Source organism: Streptomyces sp. NRRL B-24572 (genome assembly GCF_002156145.1).
In the GTDB taxonomy this organism is placed as follows: domain Bacteria; phylum Actinomycetota; class Actinomycetes; order Streptomycetales; family Streptomycetaceae; genus Streptomyces; species Streptomyces vietnamensis.
This window is the reverse complement of the sequence record NZ_MWIG01000310.1, coordinates 1-19,517: the sequence shown is the minus strand read 5'-3', so window position 1 is coordinate 19,517 and position 19,517 is coordinate 1. Positions and strand designations below refer to the sequence as shown.

Sequence of the window (19,517 nt, the reverse complement as noted above, 5' to 3'; positions counted from 1 at the left end):
CGGGCCGATGCCGCCGGCGCCCCGCCCGCGCTCACCCCGCGCGCAGCATCAGCCCGATCCCCACCACCATCAGGCCCGCCGCCGCGACCCTCGGGGCGCCGAAGCGTTCCTTGAAGAAGACCGCGCCGATGGCCGCGCCCACGATGATCGACGACTCGCGCAGCGCGGCGATCGGGGCCAGCGGGGCCTTCGTCTGGGCCCACAGGACCAGGGCGTACGCCGCGACCGAGAGGGCCGCGCCGAGCAGGCCCCGGGCCGCGTACGGGCGGAGCTGGGGGAGCAGGGCCGCGCGTCGGGTCCACAGGGCGTACGCCGGGATCGCCAGGCCCTCCAGGACCATCAGCCACCCGATGTAGCCCAGCGGCGTGCCCGAGGCGCGGACGCCGACGCCGTCCACGACCGTGTACAGCGCGATCGACAGGCCCGTCGCACCCGCCGCGAGGAGCGCCGGCCAGTGGGGGCGGCTCCCGCCGCCCCGGATGCCCCACAGGGCGAGGCCCGTCAGGCCCGCGCAGGCCACCGCCACCCCGAGCAGCTGCCAGCCGCCCGGCACCTCGTGCACGAAGACCGCCGCGAGGACGGTCACGACCAGCGGGGCCGTACCGCGCGCGATCGGGTACATCTGGCCGAAGTCGCCGAGCGTGAACGAGCGCATGAGGAGGGCGTAGTACCCGATGTGCAGGAGCGCCGACGCGATCAGGTACGGCCATGCTCCCGCCGCCGGCAGCGGCGCGAAGCAGGCCACGATCGCACCGAGCAGCGCCCCGCCGCCCGCGATCAGCGTGAAGGAGAGCAGCTGGTCCTTGATGTGGTGCGCGATCGCGTTCCAGCTCGCGTGCGTGACGGCCGCGAGCAGGACCGCCAGCGTGACGAGCGGGGTCACTTCACGGGCTCACGGACGTCCACGAGCGTGCCGCCGGCGTGCGCGACCAGCGTCTTCGGGTCCAGCGCGAACACCGTGTGCGGGGTGCCCGCCGCCGCCCACACCACCTCGTGGTCGAGGATGCCCCGGTCGGCGAGGACCCGCGTCCGCGTCCGGTGCCCGAACGGCGGGACGCCCCCGATCGCGTACCCCGTCGTCTCCCGGACCGCCTTCGCGTCCGCGCGGGTCACCTCCTCCGCGCCCAGCTCCCGCCGTACGAGCTCGACGTCCACCCGCGACGCGCCGTCCATCAGGACGAGGACCGGCACCCCGTCGGCTGCGAAGATCAGCGACTTCACGATCTCGCCGACCTCGCAGCCGATGGCCTCGGCGGCCTGCTGGGCGGTGCGGGTCTCGTCCGGGAAGCGGCGGATCTCGACGTCGAGACCCAACTCGTGGAGGGCGGCGGCGAACTGGGGGTGGGCGTCAGCGTGCGTCGTCATGGCCCGCACGCTAGCGGTCGGTGTACGGGGCACGCGACAGGGTTCCGGTGCCCGGTCACCCCGCCTTGAGGACCCGTGCGACGACCGGCCCCGCCGCGTCGCCGCCGTGGCCGCCCGCCTGGACGACGGCCGCGGCCGCGAGGTCGCCCGAGTAGCCGGTGAACCAGCTGTTCGAGACGGACTGGCCGTCGAGCTCGGCCGATCCGGTCTTGGCGCCCTTCGGGGAGGGGACCCCCGCCATCGCCTTCGCGGCGGTGCCGTTCGTCGCCGTCTCCCTCATCATCCGGCGCAGCCCGGCGGCGATCTCGGGGGAGAGCCGGTCCGCCTTGGCGAACTCGCGGCCGTCGAGCTCCCGCGCCACCAAGTACGGCTGGAGGAAGCCGCCGTTCTTCGCGGTCGCGGAGAGCGAGGCGACGTTCAGGGCGCTCATCGTGATCTTCCCCTGGCCGATGTACGAGGCGGGGGTCTCGGCGCCCGCGGACTCGGGCACGGAGCCGTCCGCGGCCTGGACGCCGATGTTCCACGTCTGGCCGATGCCGAAGGAGTCGCGGGCGGTCGCGCCGAGGGCGGTGTCCGCGACGCCCTTGTCGCTGAGCTTGCTGATCGCCTTGATGAAGGCGGTGTTGCAGGAGCGGCTGAAGGCCTCGGTGAGGGTGCCGTTCGTGATGCTGAACCTGTCGAGGTTCTGGAAGGTCCTGCCCCGCGACAGGACGTCGGGCGGACACTCGACCCGGCTGGAGGGCGTCGCCAGACCGTTCTGCATCATCATCGTCGCCGTGACGATCTTCATCGTCGAGCCGGGGGCCTGCTGCCCCATGAGCGCCGTGTTGAACTCCTTGGCGGGATTGTTGGCGACCGCCCGTATCGCACCCGTCGACGGCTCGATCGCGGCCACCGAGGCCGAGCTGAACTCCTTGACCGCCTTCTCGGCCGCGGCCTGGACGCCCGCGTCGATGGTGGTCTTCAGGGTGCCCGGCTTCCCCTTCGACAGGACGAGGAGCGGGATGTCGGCGACGCCCTCGCTGCCCGAGTCGATCCAGGTCTCGACGCCGGCGGTGCCGCCCGCCTTCGACCCGTACCGCCTGCGCAGTTCGGTCAGGACCGGCCCGAGCGAGGGGTACTTCTCCGCCGTCAGCTCCACGCCGTCGCGGTCGACGGCCTTGATGGCGGCGGTCTTCGCCTCGCCCGTCCGCAGCGTCCCGGCCGCGGTGAGCTTCGGGTGGATCACGGTCGGCTGCCACTTCACCAGCGGGCGGCCGGTGGACTGGCCGCGCACCACGGTCAGTTCGGAGGCGTACGACAGGTCCTTCGACACGCCCTCGTACGTGATGGTCGCCTTCACCGTGAACGGCACCCTCGCCCCGACCGGCGCCCCCGGCGTGATGACCGCCTTCGAGACCTTCGCGCCCTCCCGGTAGGCGGCGACCGCGGGCCCCGCCGTGACCGGGTCGTTCGTCAGCTGGGCCGCCCGGTCCGACTCCCCGGCGGCCCAGGCGGCCAGGAAGTCCCGTGCGGTCCGCGTGACTTCCTCACCGGTGACCGGGCCCGTCCTCGGCGCCTCGTCCGCGAGGCCCTTGACGTTCGTGTCGCCGCCCGTGACCCCGTTCCAGAGGTTGTAACCCCCGTAGCCGACCCCGCTCGCCACGACGACGAACACGCCCCCGACGATCGCGACCTTGGCTCCACTGCGCATGACTGCGCCTCCCCTCCCCAGGTGGACCGATGAGTCAAGCAGTCGGGGGGTTCGTGTGTCGAGCACCTTTTGCCACATCCGTCAAACCCGTCCCGCCCTCCTCGGCTACGATAGTTTGAACGCGTTCAACTCGTCTAGGTCGGGGGCTGGGCATGCACGTCGATGCGCGAAACGGTGTTCATCCATGGCAGTTCGGCCTCGTGCTGTTGGCCGCGCTCACGCCCCTGGTCGCGTCGATCGCGTGGATGGACCAGGGCTTCGTCGATCCTTCTTTTCTTTCCCTGGTCCTCGCGACCGCCGGGGTGACCGCCGTACCGCTGTTCTTCCACGCCGGTTCGTCGGGCTTCGTCGCGTCCATCGGAGTCATCTCGGTGTTTCTGCTCCTGTGGAGCTACGCCGCCGCCATGGCGGGGATGTTCCTCTTCTTCCCCTCGGTGCTGCAGCTCTGGCTGGCCGCCGCGGCGGACCCGCGACGGCGGCCGACGGCGGCCAAGGCGATGGCCGGCGCCGGCCTCGCGCTGTCGGTGCTCCTCCTGGCGCACTTCTACGGCGAGTGACCACGGGCAAGTCGCTTCGACGCCCTTCCGCGTCCGCCCCTCGCTGCTCGGCAGGAGGTCCGACATGCAGGGGGTTCCCGTTGCCCGCCCCTTGCGGGCGGCGGTGGACCGAGCTCGTCGGCTCGGGCTGCTGATGGTGACGATGCCGGTGCCGGCGCGATGAGGAACTCGATGCAGCTCCGGCGGCGCTCGGTATAGGTTCGCCGGGTGGAGATCGGGGAGTTGATCGGGTCGGGGCGGACGGCGGATGTGTTCGCCCTCGACGAGGGCCGGGTGGTGCGGCGCTACCGCGACGGGGAGGACGCCACCGGTGAGGTGGTCGTGATGGCATACCTGGCCGAGCACGGGTATCCGGTGCCGGCGGTGTGGCCGGGTGCGGCGGCCGGGGAGTTGGTGATGCAGCGGCTGTCGGGGCCGACCATGCGTGAGGCGCTGGTCGCGGGCACGCTCAGCGGCGAGCAGGCGGGCGAGTTGCTGGCCGATCTGCTGCTGCGACTGCACGCCATCCCGCCCCGGGTCGGGGCCGACCCCGCCCACCGCATCGTGCACCTGGACCTGCACCCGGAGAACGTCTTCCTCACCGCCGACGGCCCCGTGGTGATCGACTGGGCCACGGCCCAGGAGGGTCCTCCCGGCCTGGACACCGCGATGGCCGCGCTGATCCTCGCGCAGGCGGCGCTCACCATGCCGGCCGCCGCCGAGGTCGCCCGGACCGTCCTCCCCGCCCTGGTGCGTCAACTCGGCGGCACCGACGGCATGCTGCTGCCTGAGGCCCGGGCCCGGCGGGCCGCCAACCCGACCCTCACCCGGGAGGAGATCGCCGCCCTCGACGAGGCGGTCGCCCTGATCCTGGCGGCAGGAGCCGACGCCCATGAGAGCGTCCTCCCGTAGGAGGTGGGCCGGGGCTGTCGGATGCGGGGCCGGTGGGTCGGGCGTCCCGGTGGTGGGTGTACCAGGCTCGGCGGATCAGGCTGCGGACGGTGATGATGGCGGTGGTCATGACGAGGTGGAACTCGGTGCACGCGCGGCTGGGATGATCCGCCTGGTTCACGGACAGGGGGATGTTTGTTCGTATTCGTTTGTGCGGGGTGCGAGGCGGAGCTGACCGCCCCCCTGCACCGGGTCGAGTTTCCCGACCACGCCCACCAGGGCTACGGCAACGGCGTGTCGATGCCGGTCCTGATGGACGAGGGCACCTTCGCCGTCGACCCGCTGCCGTCCGGGCCGCCGTGGCGCCGGTGGGAGGACCTCCCGGAAGGGGAGGCCGAGGAGCTGGGCTGGTACGCACCGGTCTGGGGGATTTCGTACGGCCTTCCCGGGGCGGTGCTCATCGCGCCCGGAGATTCGTGGGGGACGGTGCTGGTGCCCGAGCGGCGCGGCGAGGGGTCCTGCTGCGGCATCAACGGGGCCGACGGCCCGAACCTGGCGTGCCTGGCATGCGGCGCCCTGGTCGCCACCCGCGTTGACGACTGCTCGCTCTGGCAGGCGGTGTGGCTGGATCCGGCCGCGGTACGCCGTGTCGCGGCCGGATCGCCGTCGGAGCCGCTCACGTGGGAGGCGCTGCTTGCCGAGCGTCGGATCGTCCCGCCCGTGGACCAGCTCGGGCGCTGGAGCCCGGTCTGGGAGGCGGCGGTCGGCGCGGCCCTGGCCGATGTGGTGGCGGCCTCGGAGGGCCGGCCTGTGGACGTGCCGGAGGGCCGGGTGGCGGAGGTGTTCCGGCACACGCTGGACGGTCTGCTGCCGCGGGTCCCGGGGGCACGGGCGAAACGGATGGTCCTGGCGGGGCCCGGACTGCCCGCGCCGGACGGGCCCACGGACCTCGTCCTCGTACCGCGGCACCCGGAGACGGGCGAGGCGTGGGGTCCGGCGGCGGAGCGGGACGGCCGACGGCCGGTCGTCGTGCCGCTGGCCGCTGCCGTGTGGCTGTGCCTCGCCTTCGGCGAGCCGCCGCCGCTGCCACTGCCGGCGAGCGGACGCCTGGCCCGGGACGTCCTGCGCGACGAGCCGCTGCCGCTGCGCCCCAACTGGATCTTTCGTCCCGACGGGGCGGTCTTCGCACGGACCCTCGCCCGCCGGCCGGAGGCGCGTGCCCCCTGGCTGCGTGACGTCCTCGACGGCCTCCGCCACCGTCGGTCCCAGTACCAGGGGCTTTTCTAGGGGTGTTCGGAAAGTTCCATCCGGCTCGCCGGGCAGACGGCACTGCTTTCCGGACGCCCTCTAACGGGGCCGCTGACGCTGGCGAGGCATCCCCAACACCGGGAGGGGCAAGCGGCGGCCGTCCCGGGCCGCCTGTGGGCCGTCGAGGGGTCGCCGGGGCCCACCGGCAGCCACCGACAACAACCAAGAGGGCGCGACCGCCGGTCGCGCCCTCCCGCTCGTCATCCCTCCGCTACACCCAGGTGTCGAGCCACATCCTGTTCCGCCACTGGTCCATCGGAATGGGAGTCCCGGTGTACAGGGGCCAGAAGTAGATGAAATTCCAGACGATGAGCAGGACGAGACATCCCGCCGCCACCGCGCCGAAAGTCCGGCGTCTTTCCGATGAACCGCGGGGGCCGATGATCGCACCCAGCATCATGGCCACCGCCAGGCACAGGAAAGGCACGAAGACGACCGCGTAGAAAAGGAAGATGGTGCGTTCCTGGTAAAGGAACCAGGGGAGCCAGCCGGCCGCGATGCCGCAGGCGATCGCGCCCGCGCGCCAGTCGCGGCGGAAGGCCCAGCGCCACAGGACGTAGAGGATCGCGAAGCACGCCGCCCACCACAGGAGCGGGGTGCCGAGGGCCAGGACCTCCTGGGCGCACTTCTCCTTCGCCGTGGCCGGGCAGCCCGCGGTACCGGGGGCGGGGGACTCGTAGAAGTACGAGACGGGGCGGCCGAGGACGATCCAGGACCAGGGGTTCGACTGGTAGGTGTGCGGCGAGGTGAGTCCGACGTGGAAGGTGTACACCTCGGACTCGTAGTGCCACAGGCTGCGCAGCCAGTCCGGGAGCCAGCCCCAGGTGCCGCCGCCGACCGCCTTGTCGTGGTCCTCGGCCCAGTGCCGGAAGTAGCCCTTGTCGGTGACCAGCCACCCCGTCCAGGTCGCCAGGTACGTCCCGATCGCCACCGGCACCACCGACACGAACGCCGGGACCAGGTCCTTCTTGATCACCGCGAGGTACGGGCGGACCGCGCCGGCCGTACGGCGGCCGCCGACGTCCCACAGGACCGTGAGCAGGCCGAAGCCGACCATCACGTACAGGCCGTTCCACTTGGTCGCCGCCGCGAGGCCCAGGGACACGCCGGCCGCGAGCCGCCACGGCCGCCAGCCCAGGCGCAGGCCCTCCGCGATCTCCGCGTCCGGCCGGAGCACGCCCTCCTCGTCCTCGGGGAGCGCCGCCGCGAGCCGCGCCCGCGTCCGGTCCCGGTCGAGGAGGAGGCAGCCGAAGGCGGCGAGCACGAAGAACATCAGCACCTGGTCGAGCAGCGCGGTGCGGCTCATCACGAAGTGCAGCCCGTCGACGGCGAGCAGCAGGCCCGCCAGACAGCCCAGGAACGTCGAGCGGAACAGGCGGCGGCCGATGCGGCACAGCATCAGCACCGACAGCGTGCCGAGCAGCGCCACCATGAAGCGCCAGCCGAAGGGCTCGAAGCCGAAGAGCTTCTCGCCGACGCCGATCACCCATTTGCCCATCGGCGGGTGGACGACATAGCCCGGGTCGGTCGGGATCAGGACCGAGCCGGGATCGGTGAGGATCGTCTTGTCGATGTCCTTCGGCCAGGCCCCCTCGTACCCCTGGTTGATCAGGGCCCAGGAGTCCTTGGCGTAGTACGTCTCGTCGAATATCACCGCGTGCGGCTTGCCCAGGTTCCAGAACCGCAGCAGGCCCGCGACCGCCGTGACCAGGAGCGGACCGCCCCAGGCCGTCAGCCGCCACAGCCGCTCGGCGGCGCCGGGGCCGATGCCGAGGAGCGACCACGTCCGCTCGGACGGCCGGGTGTACGGGGGGACGAGCCGCTCCCGCAGCCCGATCGGCTCTCCGGCGGGCGGCACGTAGCCGAAGCGCCGCAGCCTCTGCTGCCACGAAGAGGACTCTGCCACGGGCGCCGCCACGGGGTGCTGGCCCTCCAGGGCCTCGGGTGCGGTACTGGTCACCGCGCCATCGTAGGGAACGCGCCTGTGCGCGTCGCCTGTCCGGGCTGGGAGGATGTCCCGTGTGACAGGAACGCTGGTACTCGCAGGGACCCCCATCGGTGACATCGCGGACGCCCCGCCCCGCCTCGCCACCGAGCTGCAGAGCGCGGACATCGTGGCCGCCGAGGACACCCGGAGGCTGCGCGGCCTGACCCGGGCGCTCGGCATCCACACCACGGGCCGGGTCGTCTCGTACTTCGAGGGCAACGAGTCCGCCCGTACGCCGGAGCTCGTCGAGGCCCTGGTCGGCGGCGCCCGGGTGCTGCTCGTGACCGACGCGGGCATGCCGTCCGTCTCCGACCCCGGCTACCGGCTCGTCGCCGCCGCCGTCGAGCAGGACATCAAGGTGACGGCCGTCCCCGGCCCGTCCGCCGTGCTCACCGCGCTCGCCCTCTCCGGCCTCCCCGTGGACCGCTTCTGCTTCGAGGGCTTCCTGCCGAGGAAGGCCGGCGAGCGCCTGGGCCGCCTCCGCGAGGTCGCGGACGAGCGGAGGACCCTCGTCTACTTCGAGGCCCCGCACCGCCTCGACGACACCCTCGCCGCGATGGCCGAGGTCTTCGGCGTCGACCGCCGGGCCGCCGTCTGCCGCGAGCTGACCAAGACGTACGAGGAGGTCAAGCGCGGCCCGCTCGGCGAGCTCGCGGACTGGGCGAAGGAGGGCGTACGCGGCGAGATCACCGTCGTCGTCGAGGGCGCCCCGGAGACCGGCCCCGCCGAGCTCGACGCGGAGGAGCTGGTGCGCAGGGTGCGGGTGCGCGAGGAGGCGGGGGAGCGCCGCAAGGAGGCCATCGCCGCCGTCGCGGCGGAGGCGGGACTTCCCAAGCGGGAGGTGTTCGATGCCGTGGTCGCGGCAAAGAATGCGGACGCGTCGAGCTCTGGAAAGAGTAAAGGACTAATCTGAAAGGCAAAGCCGAACCCGGCGCCGGGACTCTTCCCAGGGCGCTTGGCAAGGGAAGGACCAAAAGCCTTCCATGGTTCCTTCCCCGCTGATGCGTTCCGGCCCGAAAAGGCGTCCACTGATCAGTGGAGAGGAGCTGGAATGAGCGAGATCACCGGCACCGGCATATCCGTCGCCCATGAGGCGTACGCCTTCGCCTGCATGCGCTGTGGATACGGCTGGGAGCAGGCGTACGACATCGAGCACCACGTCGACGCCGCCGGCCAGGAATTCGTCGTCTACAAGGCCGACGGAGAGCGGGTCCCGTCCCCGCTGTCCAGCCCCACCTGCATGAACTGCAGCGGACACGTCGTCCGCATCATGCGCGCGGGGCAGGTGGCGTCGGTGCTCGACCTGATCGCCGCCACCGAGAAGCACCAGCACGGGGCGCGGGCGACGAAGCCCGTCTCACCGGCCGGACCCATCGGCCAGGAGCTGACCGAGGACGTTCCCGAGAAGTCGCCGGCGCCGCCGGTACCGCACCACTGGCACCTGTCCGACCTCTTCCACCCCTTCCGACGTCACCAGTAGTCCACGCGCGACCCGCTCCGGTGTCACCAGGAGGCCACCGGTAACCCCGCGCATCGGCACTCATGGCCCTCGTACGATCGGGGTCATGAGTGCCAAGGACGCCCCGCCGCCGCTGCCCGAACCCCTCCTCGTGGAGGTCGCGGACTCGCACACCCACATGGACCTGCAGTCAGGGACCGTCGAGGAGGCCCTCGTCAAGGCCGCCGCCGTCGGCGTGACCACCGTCGTCCAGGTCGGCTGCGACGTGAAGGGCTCGCAGTGGGCCGCCGAGACGGCCGCCGCCCACGAGAACGTGCACGCCGCCGTCGCGCTGCACCCCAACGAAGCCCCGCGGATCGTCCTCGGCGACCCGGACGGCTGGTCCCGCCAGGGTGCCCGTCAGGGCGGCGGCGACGCGGCCCTCGACGACGCCCTCACCGAGATCGACCGGCTCGCCGCCCTGCCGCACGTGCGCGGCGTCGGCGAGACCGGCCTCGACTTCTTCCGTACGGGCCCCGAGGGCATCGCCGCGCAGGAGCGTTCCTTCCGCGCCCACATCGAGATCGCCAAGCGCCACGGCAAGGCCCTCGTCATCCACGACCGGGAGGCCCACGCCGACGTCCTGCGCGTCCTGGACGAGGAGGGCGCCCCCGAGCGGACCGTCTTCCACTGCTACTCCGGCGACGCCGCCATGGCCGAGATCTGCGCCGCCAAGGGCTACTACATGTCCTTCGCCGGCAACGTCACCTTCAAGAACGCCCAGCCGCTGCGCGACGCCCTCGCGATCGCCCCGCTCGAACTGGTCCTCGTCGAGACCGACGCCCCCTTCCTGACCCCGGCGCCCTTCCGCGGCCGTCCGAACGCCCCGTACCTGATCCCGGTCACCGTCCGGGCCATGGCCGAGGTGCGCGGGATCGGGGAGAACGAGCTGGCCGAGGCGATCGCCGTGAACACGGCCCGCGCCTTCGACTACTGAGCATCACCGATTACCGAGCATCACCGATCCATAACGGTTACGTGTCGTAGTCGGGTCGTCCGGGAGAGTAGCGGTCGCCGGGGCTAGTGTCCCGGCCTCGTGAGCACTTCCCAGGGCAGTCACCGAGTCGGAGGGCGGGGCGCGGGCGCGACCCTGCCCGTCCACGAGCAGCCGACGCAGACGGCGCCCCTCGTCGTGCCGGGCCTCGTGCCCGCCCCCGCCGTCGTGCCCGGGCAGGGCTCCCGCGCCGGGGCCCGCCGGGCCGCCCGCCGCCGCAAGGCCTCCGGCGGCACGGGCGAAGGCCTGCGGAAACTCGTCCCGCAGGCCCTCGTCGTCGCCTTCCTCGCCGGCGGCACCAGCGCCTTCGTCGCCGACGACAAGGCCGTCGAGCTCACCGTCGACGGCGTCCCGCGCACCCTCCACACCTTCGCCGACGACGTGCGGGAGCTCCTCGCCGACGAGGGCGTCGCCGTCGGCGACCACGACATCGTCGCCCCGGGCCCCGGCGAGGCCCTGGCCAGCGGTGACGAGATCGTCGTCCGCTACGGCCGCCCGGTCTCCCTCACCCTCGACGGACAGCGCCGCCAGGTCTGGACGACCGCCGGGACCGTCGAGGGCGCCCTGCGCCAGCTCGGCGTCCGCGCCGAGGGCGCCTACCTCTCGGCCTCCCGCGGCGCCACCATCTCCCGCCAGGGCCTCGCCCTCGACGTCCGCACCGAGCGGGCCGTCACCTTCCTGGCCGACGGGCGCGAACGGACCATCCGCACGAACGCCGCCACCGTCCGGGAAGCCCTCACCGAGGCCGGGATCACCCTCTCCGGCCAGGACACCACCTCCGTCCCGGCCGACTCCTTCCCCCGCGACGGCCAGACCGTGAACGTGCTCCGCATCACCGGCTCCCGGCAGGTGCGGGAGGAGTCCATCCCGTACGCCGTCGAGCAGGTCCGCGACCCCGAGCTCTTCGCCGGCACCGAGGCCGTCGAACGGCAGGGAGTCCCGGGCGTCCGCCGCGTCACGTACAGCCTGCGCACGGTCAACGGCGTCAAGCAGCGGCCCCGCAGGACCGGCGAGGAGATCGTCCGCGAACCCGTCAGCCGCAAGGTGCGGATCGGCACCCGGCCGCTGCCCACCTCCGTCGCCGGCGCCGACGGCCTCGACTGGGGCGCCCTCGCCGCCTGCGAGTCCGGCGGCCGCCCGAACGCGGTCGACCCCTCGGGGACGTACGGCGGGCTCTACCAGTTCGACCCCGGCACCTGGCACGCCCTCGGCGGCACCGGCACCGCCCAGAACGCGCCCGCCGCCGAGCAGACCTTCCGCGCGAAGAAGCTGTACGTGCAGCGGGGGGCGAGCCCCTGGCCCCACTGCGGGCGCCGGCTCACCCACGGGTAGCCGCCTGGGCGGCCGCCCGTGCCGGTGAGCCGTAGGTCGGCCCCACCGGCGCCCCGTACGCTGTACCGGTGAGCACCACCACCGGCCCCGAAAGCCCCGACGCCCTCCTCGGCCCCGCCGACATCCGTGAGCTGGCCGCCGCCCTCGGCGTGCGCCCCACGAAGCAGAAGGGCCAGAACTTCGTCATCGACGCCAACACCGTCCGGCGGATCGTCCGCACGGCCGAGGTGCGGCCCGACGACGTGGTCGTGGAGGTGGGTCCCGGACTCGGCTCCCTCACCCTGGCGCTCCTGGAGGCCGCCGACCGCGTGACGGCCGTCGAGATCGACGACATCCTCGCCGCCGCGCTGCCGTCGACGATCGCCGCCCGCATGCCGCAGAAGAAGGACCGCTTCGCGCTCGTCCACTCCGACGCGATGCACGTCGAGGAGCTCCCGGGCCCGCCGCCCACCGCGCTCGTCGCGAACCTGCCGTACAACGTGGCCGTGCCCGTCCTGCTCCACATGCTGGAGCGGTTCCCGAGCATCGAGCGGACCCTCGTCATGGTCCAGGCCGAGGTCGCCGACCGGCTCGCCGCGAAGCCCGGGAACAAGGTGTACGGAGTCCCCTCCGTCAAGGCCAACTGGTACGCCGAGGTCAAGCGCGCCGGCGCCATCGGCCGCAACGTGTTCTGGCCCGCGCCGAACGTCGACTCCGGCCTCGTCTCCCTCGTCCGCCGCACCGAACCGCTGCCGACCACCGCCACCCGGCAGGAGGTCTTCGCGGTCGTCGACGCGGCCTTCGCACAGCGCCGCAAGACCCTGCGCGCCGCCCTCGCGACCTGGGCCGGCTCGCCCGCCGCGGCGGAGGAGGCCCTGGTGAAGGCCGGGATCTCGCCGCAGGCGCGGGGCGAGTCGCTGACGGTCGAGGAGTTCGCACGGATCGCGGAGAACAAGCCGGAGGCGAAGGCATGAGCGGCGGTACGGAGTCCCAGGGAGCCCGCTCCGCGTCGGCCGCCGCGCCCGGCGTGACCGTACGGGTCCCGGCCAAGGTCAACGTCCAGCTCGCGGTCGGCGCCGCCCGCCCCGACGGCTTCCACGACCTGGCCAACGTCTTCCTCGCCGTCTCCCTGTACGACGAGGTCACCGCCACCCCCGCCGACGCGCTGACCGTCACCTGCGAGGGCCCGGACGCCGACAAGGTGCCGCTGGACCGCAGCAACCTGGCCGCGCGCGCCGCCGAACTGCTCGCCGCCCGGCACGGCATCTCCCCCGACGTGCACCTGCACATCAAGAAGGACATCCCGGTCGCCGGCGGCATGGCCGGCGGCAGCGCGGACGGCGCGGGCGCGCTGCTCGCCTGCGACGCGCTCTGGGGCCTGGACACCCCGCGCGAGACGCTCCTGGAGATCTGCGCCGAACTCGGCTCCGACGTGCCGTTCAGCCTCGTCGGCGGGGCGGCGCTCGGCACCGGGCGCGGCGAGAAGCTGACGGAGCTGCCGGTCGGGGGCACCTTCCACTGGGTGTTCGCCGTCGCCGACGGCGGTCTTTCGACGCCGGCGGTGTACGGCGAGTTCGACCGCCTCGCGGAGGGCGTGGACGTCCCCGAGCCGGCCGCCTCCCCGGCCCTCCTGGAGGCCCTGGCGACCGGCGACACCACCGCTCTCGCCGCCACCCTCGCCAACGACCTCCAGGCCCCGGCGCTCTCCCTGCGCCCCTCGCTCGCCGAGACCCTGACGACCGGCGTCGAGGCGGGCGCGCTCGCGGCGCTGGTCTCGGGCTCGGGCCCGACGACGGCGTTCCTGGTGAAGGACGCGGAGGCGGCGGCCACGGTCGCCGCCGCCCTCACCGCCTCCGGCACCTGCCGTGCGGCCCGCCCGACGACGTCCCCGGCGCCGGGCGCGACGGTTCTTTAGAGCTTGTTCCTGGAGATCCGGGCCAGGAGCAGGTTCGGGTCCGGGTTCACGGTGTCGAAGTAGGCCGCGCTGGGGACGTAGACGGTCTTGGCGCGTACGGCCGCGGAGGTCGGGTTGTCGAGCCCGTCGGCCTCGGTGAGCACGGTCTTGTGGGTGCCGTCGGGGCGGACGAGCTCCAGCTTGTTGACCGTGTTCAGCGCGGCGAGGACCGTGTCGCCGTGGCCGGTGAAGGCGAAGTCGTCGATCCCGGTGAGCCCGGTCGCCCTGGTCTCGACGGGACCCGCGCTCCGGTCCTCCTCGAACGGGATGCGGAGCAGGGTGCTCTGGGCCGTGTTGGACACCCAGACGGCGCCGTCGTGGATCTTGAGGCCGTTGGCGCCGAAGGGAAGCTGCGGGGACGGCGCGAGCTCCGGCCCCGAGGCCCAGACGAAGGGGTCTTCGCCGTCCAGCGGGATGCTCCACACCTCGCCGCGGTTCGAATCGGCGGCGTAGAGGGTGTCGCAGTGCTCGTCGAGGGCGATGCCGTTGGGGAACGCGTCGGCGGGCAGCTGGGCGATCTGCCGCGGCGCGCCGCCGCCGGGGGCGATGCGCCAGATGCCGGTCTCGGCGGTGCCGGTGGCGTAGGCGACGTACAGGGTGCCGTCGTGGGCGCGGGCGATGCCGAGGGCGAGGGCGGCGCCGAGGTTCGGCGTCTGCGGGTTCGCCACCGTGGGGAGCTCGGCGACGGGCGTCTTGGTGCCGTCCTTGGCGACGCGGACGACCTTGTGCGCGAAGGCGAGGGTGATGTCGGCGGAGCCGTCGGGTTCGAGGGCGATGTTCTCCGGGGTCTCCCCGGCGGCGAAGTCGAAGTGGGCGACGATGTGCGGGTCCGTGACGGTCGGGTCGACGGCCGACGCGGGGCCTGCGGCGAGCACGGTGAGGGCGGCGGCGACCGCGGTGGCGGCGGCCAGGCGGGGAATGCGGCGCATGGGCCTCTCCTCGGGGGTCTCGGGAGTCGGTGACATGGGACGACCATGGCGACCCGCCGCCCCGGCAGGGGGCAGCCTCGCCCGGCCGTCGCCCGCGTGGCCGACGCGATGACCCCGGTTGGTCCGCACGGCCCCGGGGGCGTCGTAGGAAGCCGGTCAGAGCTTGTTCCTGGAGATCCGGGCCAGGAGGAGGTTCGGGTCCGGGTCCACGGTGTTGAAGAAGGCCGCGCTGTTCACGTAGAGGGTCTTGGCGCGCACGGCTACGGAGGTCGGGCCGTCGAGGCCGTCCGCGCGGGTGAGGACGGTCTTGTGGGTGCCGTCGGGGCGTACGAGTTCCAGCTTGTTCTGGGTGTTCAGGGCGGCGAGGGCCGTGTTGCCGTGGCCGGTGAAGGCGAAGTCGTCGATCCCGTCGAGCCCGGTGGCCCGGGTCTCGATGGGCCCCGCGGTCCGGTCCTTCTCGATCGGGATGCGGAGCAGGGTCCCGTGGGCGGTGTTGGACACCCAGACGGCGCCGTCGTGGATCTTGAGGCCGTTGGCGCCGAAGGGGAGCTCCTGGGTCGGCAGGAGGGCCGATCCGGTGGCCCAGAGCGTCGCCTCCACCTCTTCGTCGCCCGCCGGCACCGGCGCGCTCCACACGCGGCCGCGTGACGAGTCGGCGGCGTACAGGGTGTCGCACTTCTCGTCGAGGGCGAGACCGTTGGGGAAGCCGCTCATCGGCACCTTCACGATCCGCTGGGGCGCGCTGCCGTCGGGGCGGATGCGCCAGATGCCGTTCTCGTCGGCGGTGCCGGTGGCGTAGTTGACGTACAGGGTGCCGTCGTGGGCGCGGACGATGCCCGTGACGGCGGCCGCCGTCGGGTCGACCACCGTGGGGAAGGTCGCGACGTCCGTCGGCCCGGACCCGTCCCTGCCGACCCGCACCACCTTGTGGGCGTAGGCGAAGGTCAGGTAGGCGGAGCCGTCGGGCGCGAGGGCGATGTTCTCGGGGGTCTCCCCGGCGGCGAAGTCGAAGTGGGCGACGATGTGCGGGTCCGTGACGGTCGGGTCGACGGCCGACGCGGGGCCTGCGGCGAGCACGGTGAGGGCGGCGGTGGCGGCGGCCACGGCGGCCAGGCGGGGGATGCGGCGCATGGGCCTCTCCTCGGGGGTCTCGGGAGTCGGTGGCATGGGACGACCATGGCGACCCGCCGCCCCGGCAGGGGGCAGCCTCGCCCGGCCGTCGCCCGCGTGGCCGACGCGATCAGCCCGGTTGGTCCGCACGGCCCCCGGCACCTTCCGGTCGCCTTCGCCCGGGGCCTCCGCCGTGGGTGCCCGCCGGGGCGGCGTGCTCGCCCGCCGCGAGCGACGGGGTCGCCGCGCGTACTCAGCCGCCGGTTGAGTACGCGCGCCCTGTCGCGCCCCCGGGCGGCAACGGGACCGTACCCCCATGGGAATCAGCGCGCGTGAACTCGCCGCCGCCACACCGGCGACACGGGACCGGTACGTCGACCTGCTCCGGGTCGCCTCGCTCGCGGTCGTCGTCCTCGGCCACTGGCTGATGGCGGCCGTCACCGCCGACGGGCAGGTCGGGAACCTGCTCGCCGTCGTGCCGGAACTCCAGGTGGTGACCTGGGTGTTCCAGGTGATGCCGGTGTTCTTCTTCGTCGGCGGCTTCTCGCACGCCCTCGCCCACCGCTCGCGCCCGCAGTACGCGGCCTTCCTGCGGGCCCGGCTCCGGCGGCTGCTGCGGCCGACGATGGTGTTCGTCGGGGTGTGGGGCGCGGCCGCGCTCGTGCTCCAGCTGTCCGGGGCGGCGAGCGGAGCGAGAGGGGGGTCCCCCCGGCCGGAGGCTGGGGGAGGGCTCACCGGGGTCGCGCTGCGGCTCGTCACACAGCCACTGTGGTTCATCGGGATCTACCTCGCGATGGTGGCCTTCACGCCGCCGCTGCTGCGGCTGCACGAGCGGTGGGGCTGGGGCGCGTTCGGAGCGCTCGTCGGCGGGGCGGTGGTGGTGGACGCGCTGCGGTTCGCGGCGGACGCGCCCTTCGTCGAGTTCCTGAACTTCGCGTTCGTGTGGCTCGCGGTCCACCAGCTCGGCTTCCTCCGCGCCGACGGCATGATCCGCCGCCCGGCCCTGCTCGTCGGCGCGGGCCTCCTCGGCGCGACGGCCCTTGTCGCCCTCGGGCCGTACCCGCTGTCGATGGTCGGAATGCCGGGGGAGAAGGTCTCGAACATGGCGCCGCCGACCCTCGCCCTGCTCTGCCACGGGCTGTGGCTGGTCGGCGCGGTCGAACTCCTCAAGGGCCCGGGCGCGCGGTTCGTCGCCCGCGCCGGGGTGTGGCGGACGGTGGTCGCCGCCAACGGGATCGCGATGACGGCGTTCCTGTGGCACCTGACGGCCATGCTCGGGGTGTACGGGGCGCTGCTCGGCCTCGGCGCGGAACTCCCGGCCCCGGCCTCGGCCGGCTGGTGGGCACAGGTCCCGCTCCGGTTCGCGGCGGCGGCACTCCTCACGGCGCTCCTCGTGACGGCCTTCCGCCGCTTCGAGGCCCCGGTTCCCGCGCTCCGCCCGGAGACCGGCTCCGCCCCGCTCGCGGCCCTGGGCGTCGCCCTTGCCCTCTTCGGGATCCTCGGCCTCTCGATGACGGGCCTGGGCGGCCTCCTGGAGGGCCACGCGGCGACCCTGGTCGCGGTCCGCGTCACCGCCCCGGCGGCGGTGGCGATGACGCTGGCGGGCTGGCTCCTGGTGGAGCGGCCCAGATCTCGTCGAACTCGGTGAGGCCGATGGCGACGGAGATTCGGAGAGGGGGCGTGTCGCGCGCCGTCGGCGACCTGGTCCTGCGTCCCGGCGCCCCGGCCACGGCACCGGCCCACGTACCCTGGACGTCGATCGATCACCCCGTACAGGAGTCAACGTGGCCGTCAACCTGGTCAATGTCGAGAACGTCAGCAAGGTGTACGGCACCCGTGCCCTGCTCGACGGGGTCTCGCTCGGCGTCTCCGAAGGGGACCGGATCGGGGTCGTCGGGCGCAACGGCGACGGCAAGACCACCCTCATCCGGATGCTCGCCAAGCTGGAGGAGGCCGACACCGGCCGCGTCACCCACAGTGGCGGGCTGCGGCTCGGGGTGCTCACGCAGCACGACTCCCTCGACCCGAAGGCCACCATCCGGCACGAGGTCATCGGCGTCATGGCCGACCACGAGTGGGCGGGCAGCGCCAAGATCCGCGACGTGCTCACCGGGCTCTTCGGCGGGCTCGACCTGCCGGGGTTCGAGAAGGGCCTCGACACGGTCATCGGGCCGCTCTCCGGTGGCGAGCGGCGGCGCATCGCGCTCGCGAAGCTCCTCATCGAGGAGCAGGACCTGATCGTCCTCGACGAGCCCACCAACCACCTCGACGTCGAGGGCATCGCCTGGCTCGCCGGCCACCTCCAGAGCCGCCGCTCGGCGCTCGTCTGCGTCACCCACGACCGCTGGTTCCTCGACCAGGTCTGCACCCGCATGTGGGACGTGCAGCGCGGTGACGTGCACGAGTACGAGGGCGGCTACTCCGACTACGTCTTCGCCCGCGCCGAGCGCGAGCGGATCGCCGCCACGGAGGAGGCCAAGCGGCAGAACCTGATGCGCAAGGAGCTGGCCTGGCTGCGGCGCGGCGCCCCCGCCCGTACCTCCAAGCCGCGCTACCGCATCGAGGCCGCGAACGAGCTGATCGCCGACGTGCCGCCGCCGCGCGACACCAGCGAGCTGATGAAGTTCGCCAACGCCCGCCTCGGCAAGACGGTCTTCGACCTGGAGGACGTGAGCATCACCGCCGGTCCCAAGGAGCTGCTCAAGCACCTCACCTGGCAGCTCGGGCCCGGCGACCGCATCGGCCTCGTCGGCGTCAACGGCGCGGGCAAGACCTCACTCCTGCGGGCGCTCGCCGAGGCGGCCGTCAGCCAGGGCGAGAAGCAGCCCGCCGCCGGGAGGATCGTCGTCGGCAAGACCGTCCGGCTCGCCTACCTCTCCCAGGACGTCACCGAGCTCCCCGCCACGCTGCGCGTCCTGGAGGCCGTGCAGCAGATCCGCGACCGGGTCGACCTCGGCAAGGGCCGCGAGATGACCGCCGGGCAGCTGTGCGAGCAGTTCGGGTTCTCGAAGGAGAAGCAGTGGACTCCCGTCGGTGATCTGTCCGGTGGTGAGCGGCGCCGCCTCCAGCTGCTCCGGCTGCTGATGGACGAGCCGAACGTCCTCTTCCTCGACGAGCCCACCAACGACCTCGACATCGAGACCCTGACCCAGCTGGAGGACCTCCTCGACGGCTGGCCGGGCTCCATGGTCGTCATCTCCCACGACCGGTTCTTCATCGAGCGCACCACGGACCGGACGTTCGCGTTGCTCGGCGACAAGACCCTGCGGATGCTGCCGCGCGGCATCGAGGAGTACCTGGAGCGGCGGCAGAAGATGATCGAGGCGTCGCTCCCGACGCCCGCCGCCGCGCCCGCGCAGCAGAAGCCGGGCGTCTCCGCCGCCGACGCGCGCGCCGCCAAGAAGGAGCTGCAGAAGGTCGAGCGGCAGCTCGACAAGCTCTCCGACAAGGAGGCGAAGCTGCACGCGCAGATCGCGGACAACGCCACCGATTTCGAGAAGGTGGCGAAGCTCGACGCGGAGCTCCGGGAACTCGCGGCCGAGCGGGAGGAATTGGAGATGCGTTGGCTGGAGCTGGCCGAGGACGCGTAGCCGCACTTCGCGTCCGCGACGCATAACGAGGGCATCACAGGCCGGTCCTCCCTTGGGTACAAGGGGCGGACCGGTCGCTTTTGCGCCATGCCGTGAGTGGTAGAAAGAAAGCCCGTTCACGTCAAGGGGGAACCGCTGATGACCCAGCCGCCCAGCAACCAGCCGCCGGGGGGCTTCGGAGCCCCCCAGGACCCGAACCAGGCCCCGGCCACGCCGCCCGTGCCGCCGCAGGCGCCGCAGCCCGGTTACGGATACCCGCAGCAGCCGGGCCAGGCCCCGCAGCCCGGTCCGTACGGCCAGCCCGGTCCGTACGGGCAGCCCGCGCAGCAGCCGTACGGCTACCCGCAGCAG

17 protein-coding genes and 1 pseudogene are annotated in these 19,517 nt (G+C 73.0%); 12 read left to right on the top strand and 6 right to left on the bottom strand.

What is annotated here, in order from left to right; genetic code table 11:
• Nucleotides 1-31 precede the first annotated feature (31 nt).
• Genes CCN56_RS19450 through CCN56_RS19440 form a run of 3 tightly spaced genes read right to left on the bottom strand, consistent with a single transcriptional unit; the run spans nt 32 to nt 3,058 of the window.
• Nucleotides 32-883 (bottom strand): DMT family transporter, encoded by an 852-nt coding sequence (locus tag CCN56_RS19450; protein ID WP_086828498.1) that lies wholly within the window; start codon nt 881-883, stop codon nt 32-34.
• On the bottom strand, nt 880-1,365 hold the full coding sequence (locus tag CCN56_RS19445; RefSeq protein ID WP_086828539.1) for a YbaK/EbsC family protein: 486 nt from the start codon (nt 1,363-1,365) through the stop codon (nt 880-882). The genes CCN56_RS19450 and CCN56_RS19445 overlap by 4 nt, the downstream gene beginning before the upstream one ends.
• Before the next feature lie 55 nt (nt 1,366-1,420).
• The gene (locus CCN56_RS19440; RefSeq protein ID WP_086828496.1) at nt 1,421-3,058 is read right to left on the bottom strand and encodes a penicillin-binding transpeptidase domain-containing protein; all 1,638 of its coding nucleotides are present in this window, start codon (nt 3,056-3,058) and stop codon (nt 1,421-1,423) included.
• A 152-nt stretch (nt 3,059-3,210) separates the two neighbouring features.
• On the opposite strand from CCN56_RS19440, the gene CCN56_RS19435 reads away from it, so the two are divergent.
• The 3 genes from CCN56_RS19435 to CCN56_RS19425 all read left to right on the top strand — a co-directional run bounded on the left by CCN56_RS19435 (nt 3,211) and on the right by CCN56_RS19425 (nt 5,772).
• Nucleotides 3,211-3,615: a hypothetical protein gene (locus tag CCN56_RS19435; protein ID WP_143664563.1), complete on the top strand. Its 405-nt coding sequence runs from the start codon at nt 3,211-3,213 to the stop codon at nt 3,613-3,615.
• Between the two features lie 207 nt (nt 3,616-3,822).
• Complete coding sequence (locus CCN56_RS19430; RefSeq protein ID WP_086828492.1) at nt 3,823-4,506, top strand: phosphotransferase; 684 nt, start codon at nt 3,823-3,825, stop codon at nt 4,504-4,506.
• 174 nt (nt 4,507-4,680) lie between these two features.
• Nucleotides 4,681-5,772: a hypothetical protein gene (locus CCN56_RS19425; protein WP_086828490.1), complete on the top strand. Its 1,092-nt coding sequence runs from the start codon at nt 4,681-4,683 to the stop codon at nt 5,770-5,772.
• Between the two features lie 232 nt (nt 5,773-6,004).
• Here the strand turns inward: CCN56_RS19425 and CCN56_RS19420 are convergent, their stop codons facing one another.
• Entirely contained in the window at nt 6,005-7,753 is a 1,749-nt protein-coding gene (locus tag CCN56_RS19420; RefSeq protein ID WP_107484183.1) for a dolichyl-phosphate-mannose--protein mannosyltransferase, read from the bottom strand.
• A 52-nt stretch (nt 7,754-7,805) separates the two neighbouring features.
• Here CCN56_RS19420 and rsmI point away from each other — a divergent pair, with 52 nt between their 5' ends.
• The 6 genes from rsmI to CCN56_RS19390 all read left to right on the top strand — a co-directional run bounded on the left by rsmI (nt 7,806) and on the right by CCN56_RS19390 (nt 13,498).
• Entirely contained in the window at nt 7,806-8,693 is an 888-nt protein-coding gene (gene rsmI, locus CCN56_RS19415) for a 16S rRNA (cytidine(1402)-2'-O)-methyltransferase (protein ID WP_179199905.1), read from the top strand.
• 138 nt (nt 8,694-8,831) lie between these two features.
• Nucleotides 8,832-9,260, top strand: coding sequence for a hypothetical protein (locus tag CCN56_RS19410; RefSeq protein ID WP_086828487.1), 429 nt, complete (start codon nt 8,832-8,834; stop codon nt 9,258-9,260).
• An 85-nt stretch (nt 9,261-9,345) separates the two neighbouring features.
• Nucleotides 9,346-10,215 carry a TatD family hydrolase gene (locus CCN56_RS19405; RefSeq protein ID WP_086828485.1) on the top strand — a complete coding sequence of 290 codons (870 nt, stop codon included), beginning with the start codon at nt 9,346-9,348 and terminating at the stop codon, nt 10,213-10,215.
• A gap of 99 nt (nt 10,216-10,314) precedes the next feature.
• Entirely contained in the window at nt 10,315-11,604 is a 1,290-nt protein-coding gene (locus tag CCN56_RS19400; protein ID WP_086828484.1) for a resuscitation-promoting factor, read from the top strand.
• Between the two features lie 68 nt (nt 11,605-11,672).
• On the top strand, nt 11,673-12,557 hold the full coding sequence (rsmA, locus tag CCN56_RS19395; protein WP_086828481.1) for a 16S rRNA (adenine(1518)-N(6)/adenine(1519)-N(6))-dimethyltransferase RsmA: 885 nt from the start codon (nt 11,673-11,675) through the stop codon (nt 12,555-12,557).
• A complete protein-coding gene (locus CCN56_RS19390; RefSeq protein ID WP_086828479.1) occupies nt 12,554-13,498 on the top strand; it encodes a 4-(cytidine 5'-diphospho)-2-C-methyl-D-erythritol kinase in 945 nt (314 codons plus the stop codon). Before rsmA ends, CCN56_RS19390 begins: the two co-directional genes overlap by 4 nt.
• On the opposite strand, the gene CCN56_RS19385 is transcribed toward CCN56_RS19390, so the two are convergent.
• Nucleotides 13,495-14,466 (bottom strand): hypothetical protein, encoded by a 972-nt coding sequence (locus CCN56_RS19385; RefSeq protein WP_086828477.1) that lies wholly within the window; start codon nt 14,464-14,466, stop codon nt 13,495-13,497. The two genes, CCN56_RS19390 and CCN56_RS19385, sit on opposite strands and share 4 nt — an antisense overlap.
• A 156-nt stretch (nt 14,467-14,622) precedes the next feature.
• Entirely contained in the window at nt 14,623-15,597 is a 975-nt protein-coding gene (locus tag CCN56_RS19380) for an SMP-30/gluconolactonase/LRE family protein (RefSeq protein WP_086828475.1), read from the bottom strand.
• A 295-nt stretch (nt 15,598-15,892) separates the two neighbouring features.
• Between CCN56_RS19380 and CCN56_RS19375 the strand changes: the two genes are divergently transcribed.
• The 3 genes and pseudogenes from CCN56_RS19375 to CCN56_RS19365 form a co-directional block, all read left to right on the top strand.
• On the top strand, nt 15,893-17,224 hold the full coding sequence (locus CCN56_RS19375) for an acyltransferase (protein ID WP_086828473.1): 1,332 nt from the start codon (nt 15,893-15,895) through the stop codon (nt 17,222-17,224).
• A 136-nt stretch (nt 17,225-17,360) separates the two neighbouring features.
• Nucleotides 17,361-19,166 (top strand): ABC-F family ATP-binding cassette domain-containing protein, encoded by a 1,806-nt coding sequence (locus CCN56_RS19370; protein ID WP_086828471.1) that lies wholly within the window; start codon nt 17,361-17,363, stop codon nt 19,164-19,166.
• Nucleotides 19,167-19,304: 138 nt separating this feature from the next.
• Nucleotides 19,305-19,517: pseudogene (locus CCN56_RS19365) on the top strand (hypothetical protein); the annotation flags it as partial.

Bases quoted from the DNA above. Each gene is read 5' to 3' on its own strand.
- CCN56_RS19405 (WP_086828485.1), top strand. From the start codon at position 9,346: ATGAGTGCCAAGGACGCCCCGCCGCCGCTGCCCGAACCCCTCCTCGTG.
- CCN56_RS19440 (WP_086828496.1), bottom strand. From the start codon at position 3,058: ATGCGCAGTGGAGCCAAGGTCGCGATCGTCGGGGGCGTGTTCGTCGTC.
- rsmI (WP_179199905.1), top strand. From the start codon at position 7,806: ATGTCCCGTGTGACAGGAACGCTGGTACTCGCAGGGACCCCCATCGGT.
- CCN56_RS19445 (WP_086828539.1), bottom strand. From the start codon at position 1,365: ATGACGACGCACGCTGACGCCCACCCCCAGTTCGCCGCCGCCCTCCAC.
- CCN56_RS19375 (WP_086828473.1), top strand. From the start codon at position 15,893: ATGGGAATCAGCGCGCGTGAACTCGCCGCCGCCACACCGGCGACACGG.
- CCN56_RS19435 (WP_143664563.1), top strand. From the start codon at position 3,211: ATGCACGTCGATGCGCGAAACGGTGTTCATCCATGGCAGTTCGGCCTC.
- CCN56_RS19410 (WP_086828487.1), top strand. From the start codon at position 8,832: ATGAGCGAGATCACCGGCACCGGCATATCCGTCGCCCATGAGGCGTAC.
- CCN56_RS19380 (WP_086828475.1), bottom strand. From the start codon at position 15,597: ATGCGCCGCATCCCCCGCCTGGCCGCCGTGGCCGCCGCCACCGCCGCC.
- CCN56_RS19385 (WP_086828477.1), bottom strand. From the start codon at position 14,466: ATGCGCCGCATTCCCCGCCTGGCCGCCGCCACCGCGGTCGCCGCCGCC.
- CCN56_RS19390 (WP_086828479.1), top strand. From the start codon at position 12,554: ATGAGCGGCGGTACGGAGTCCCAGGGAGCCCGCTCCGCGTCGGCCGCC.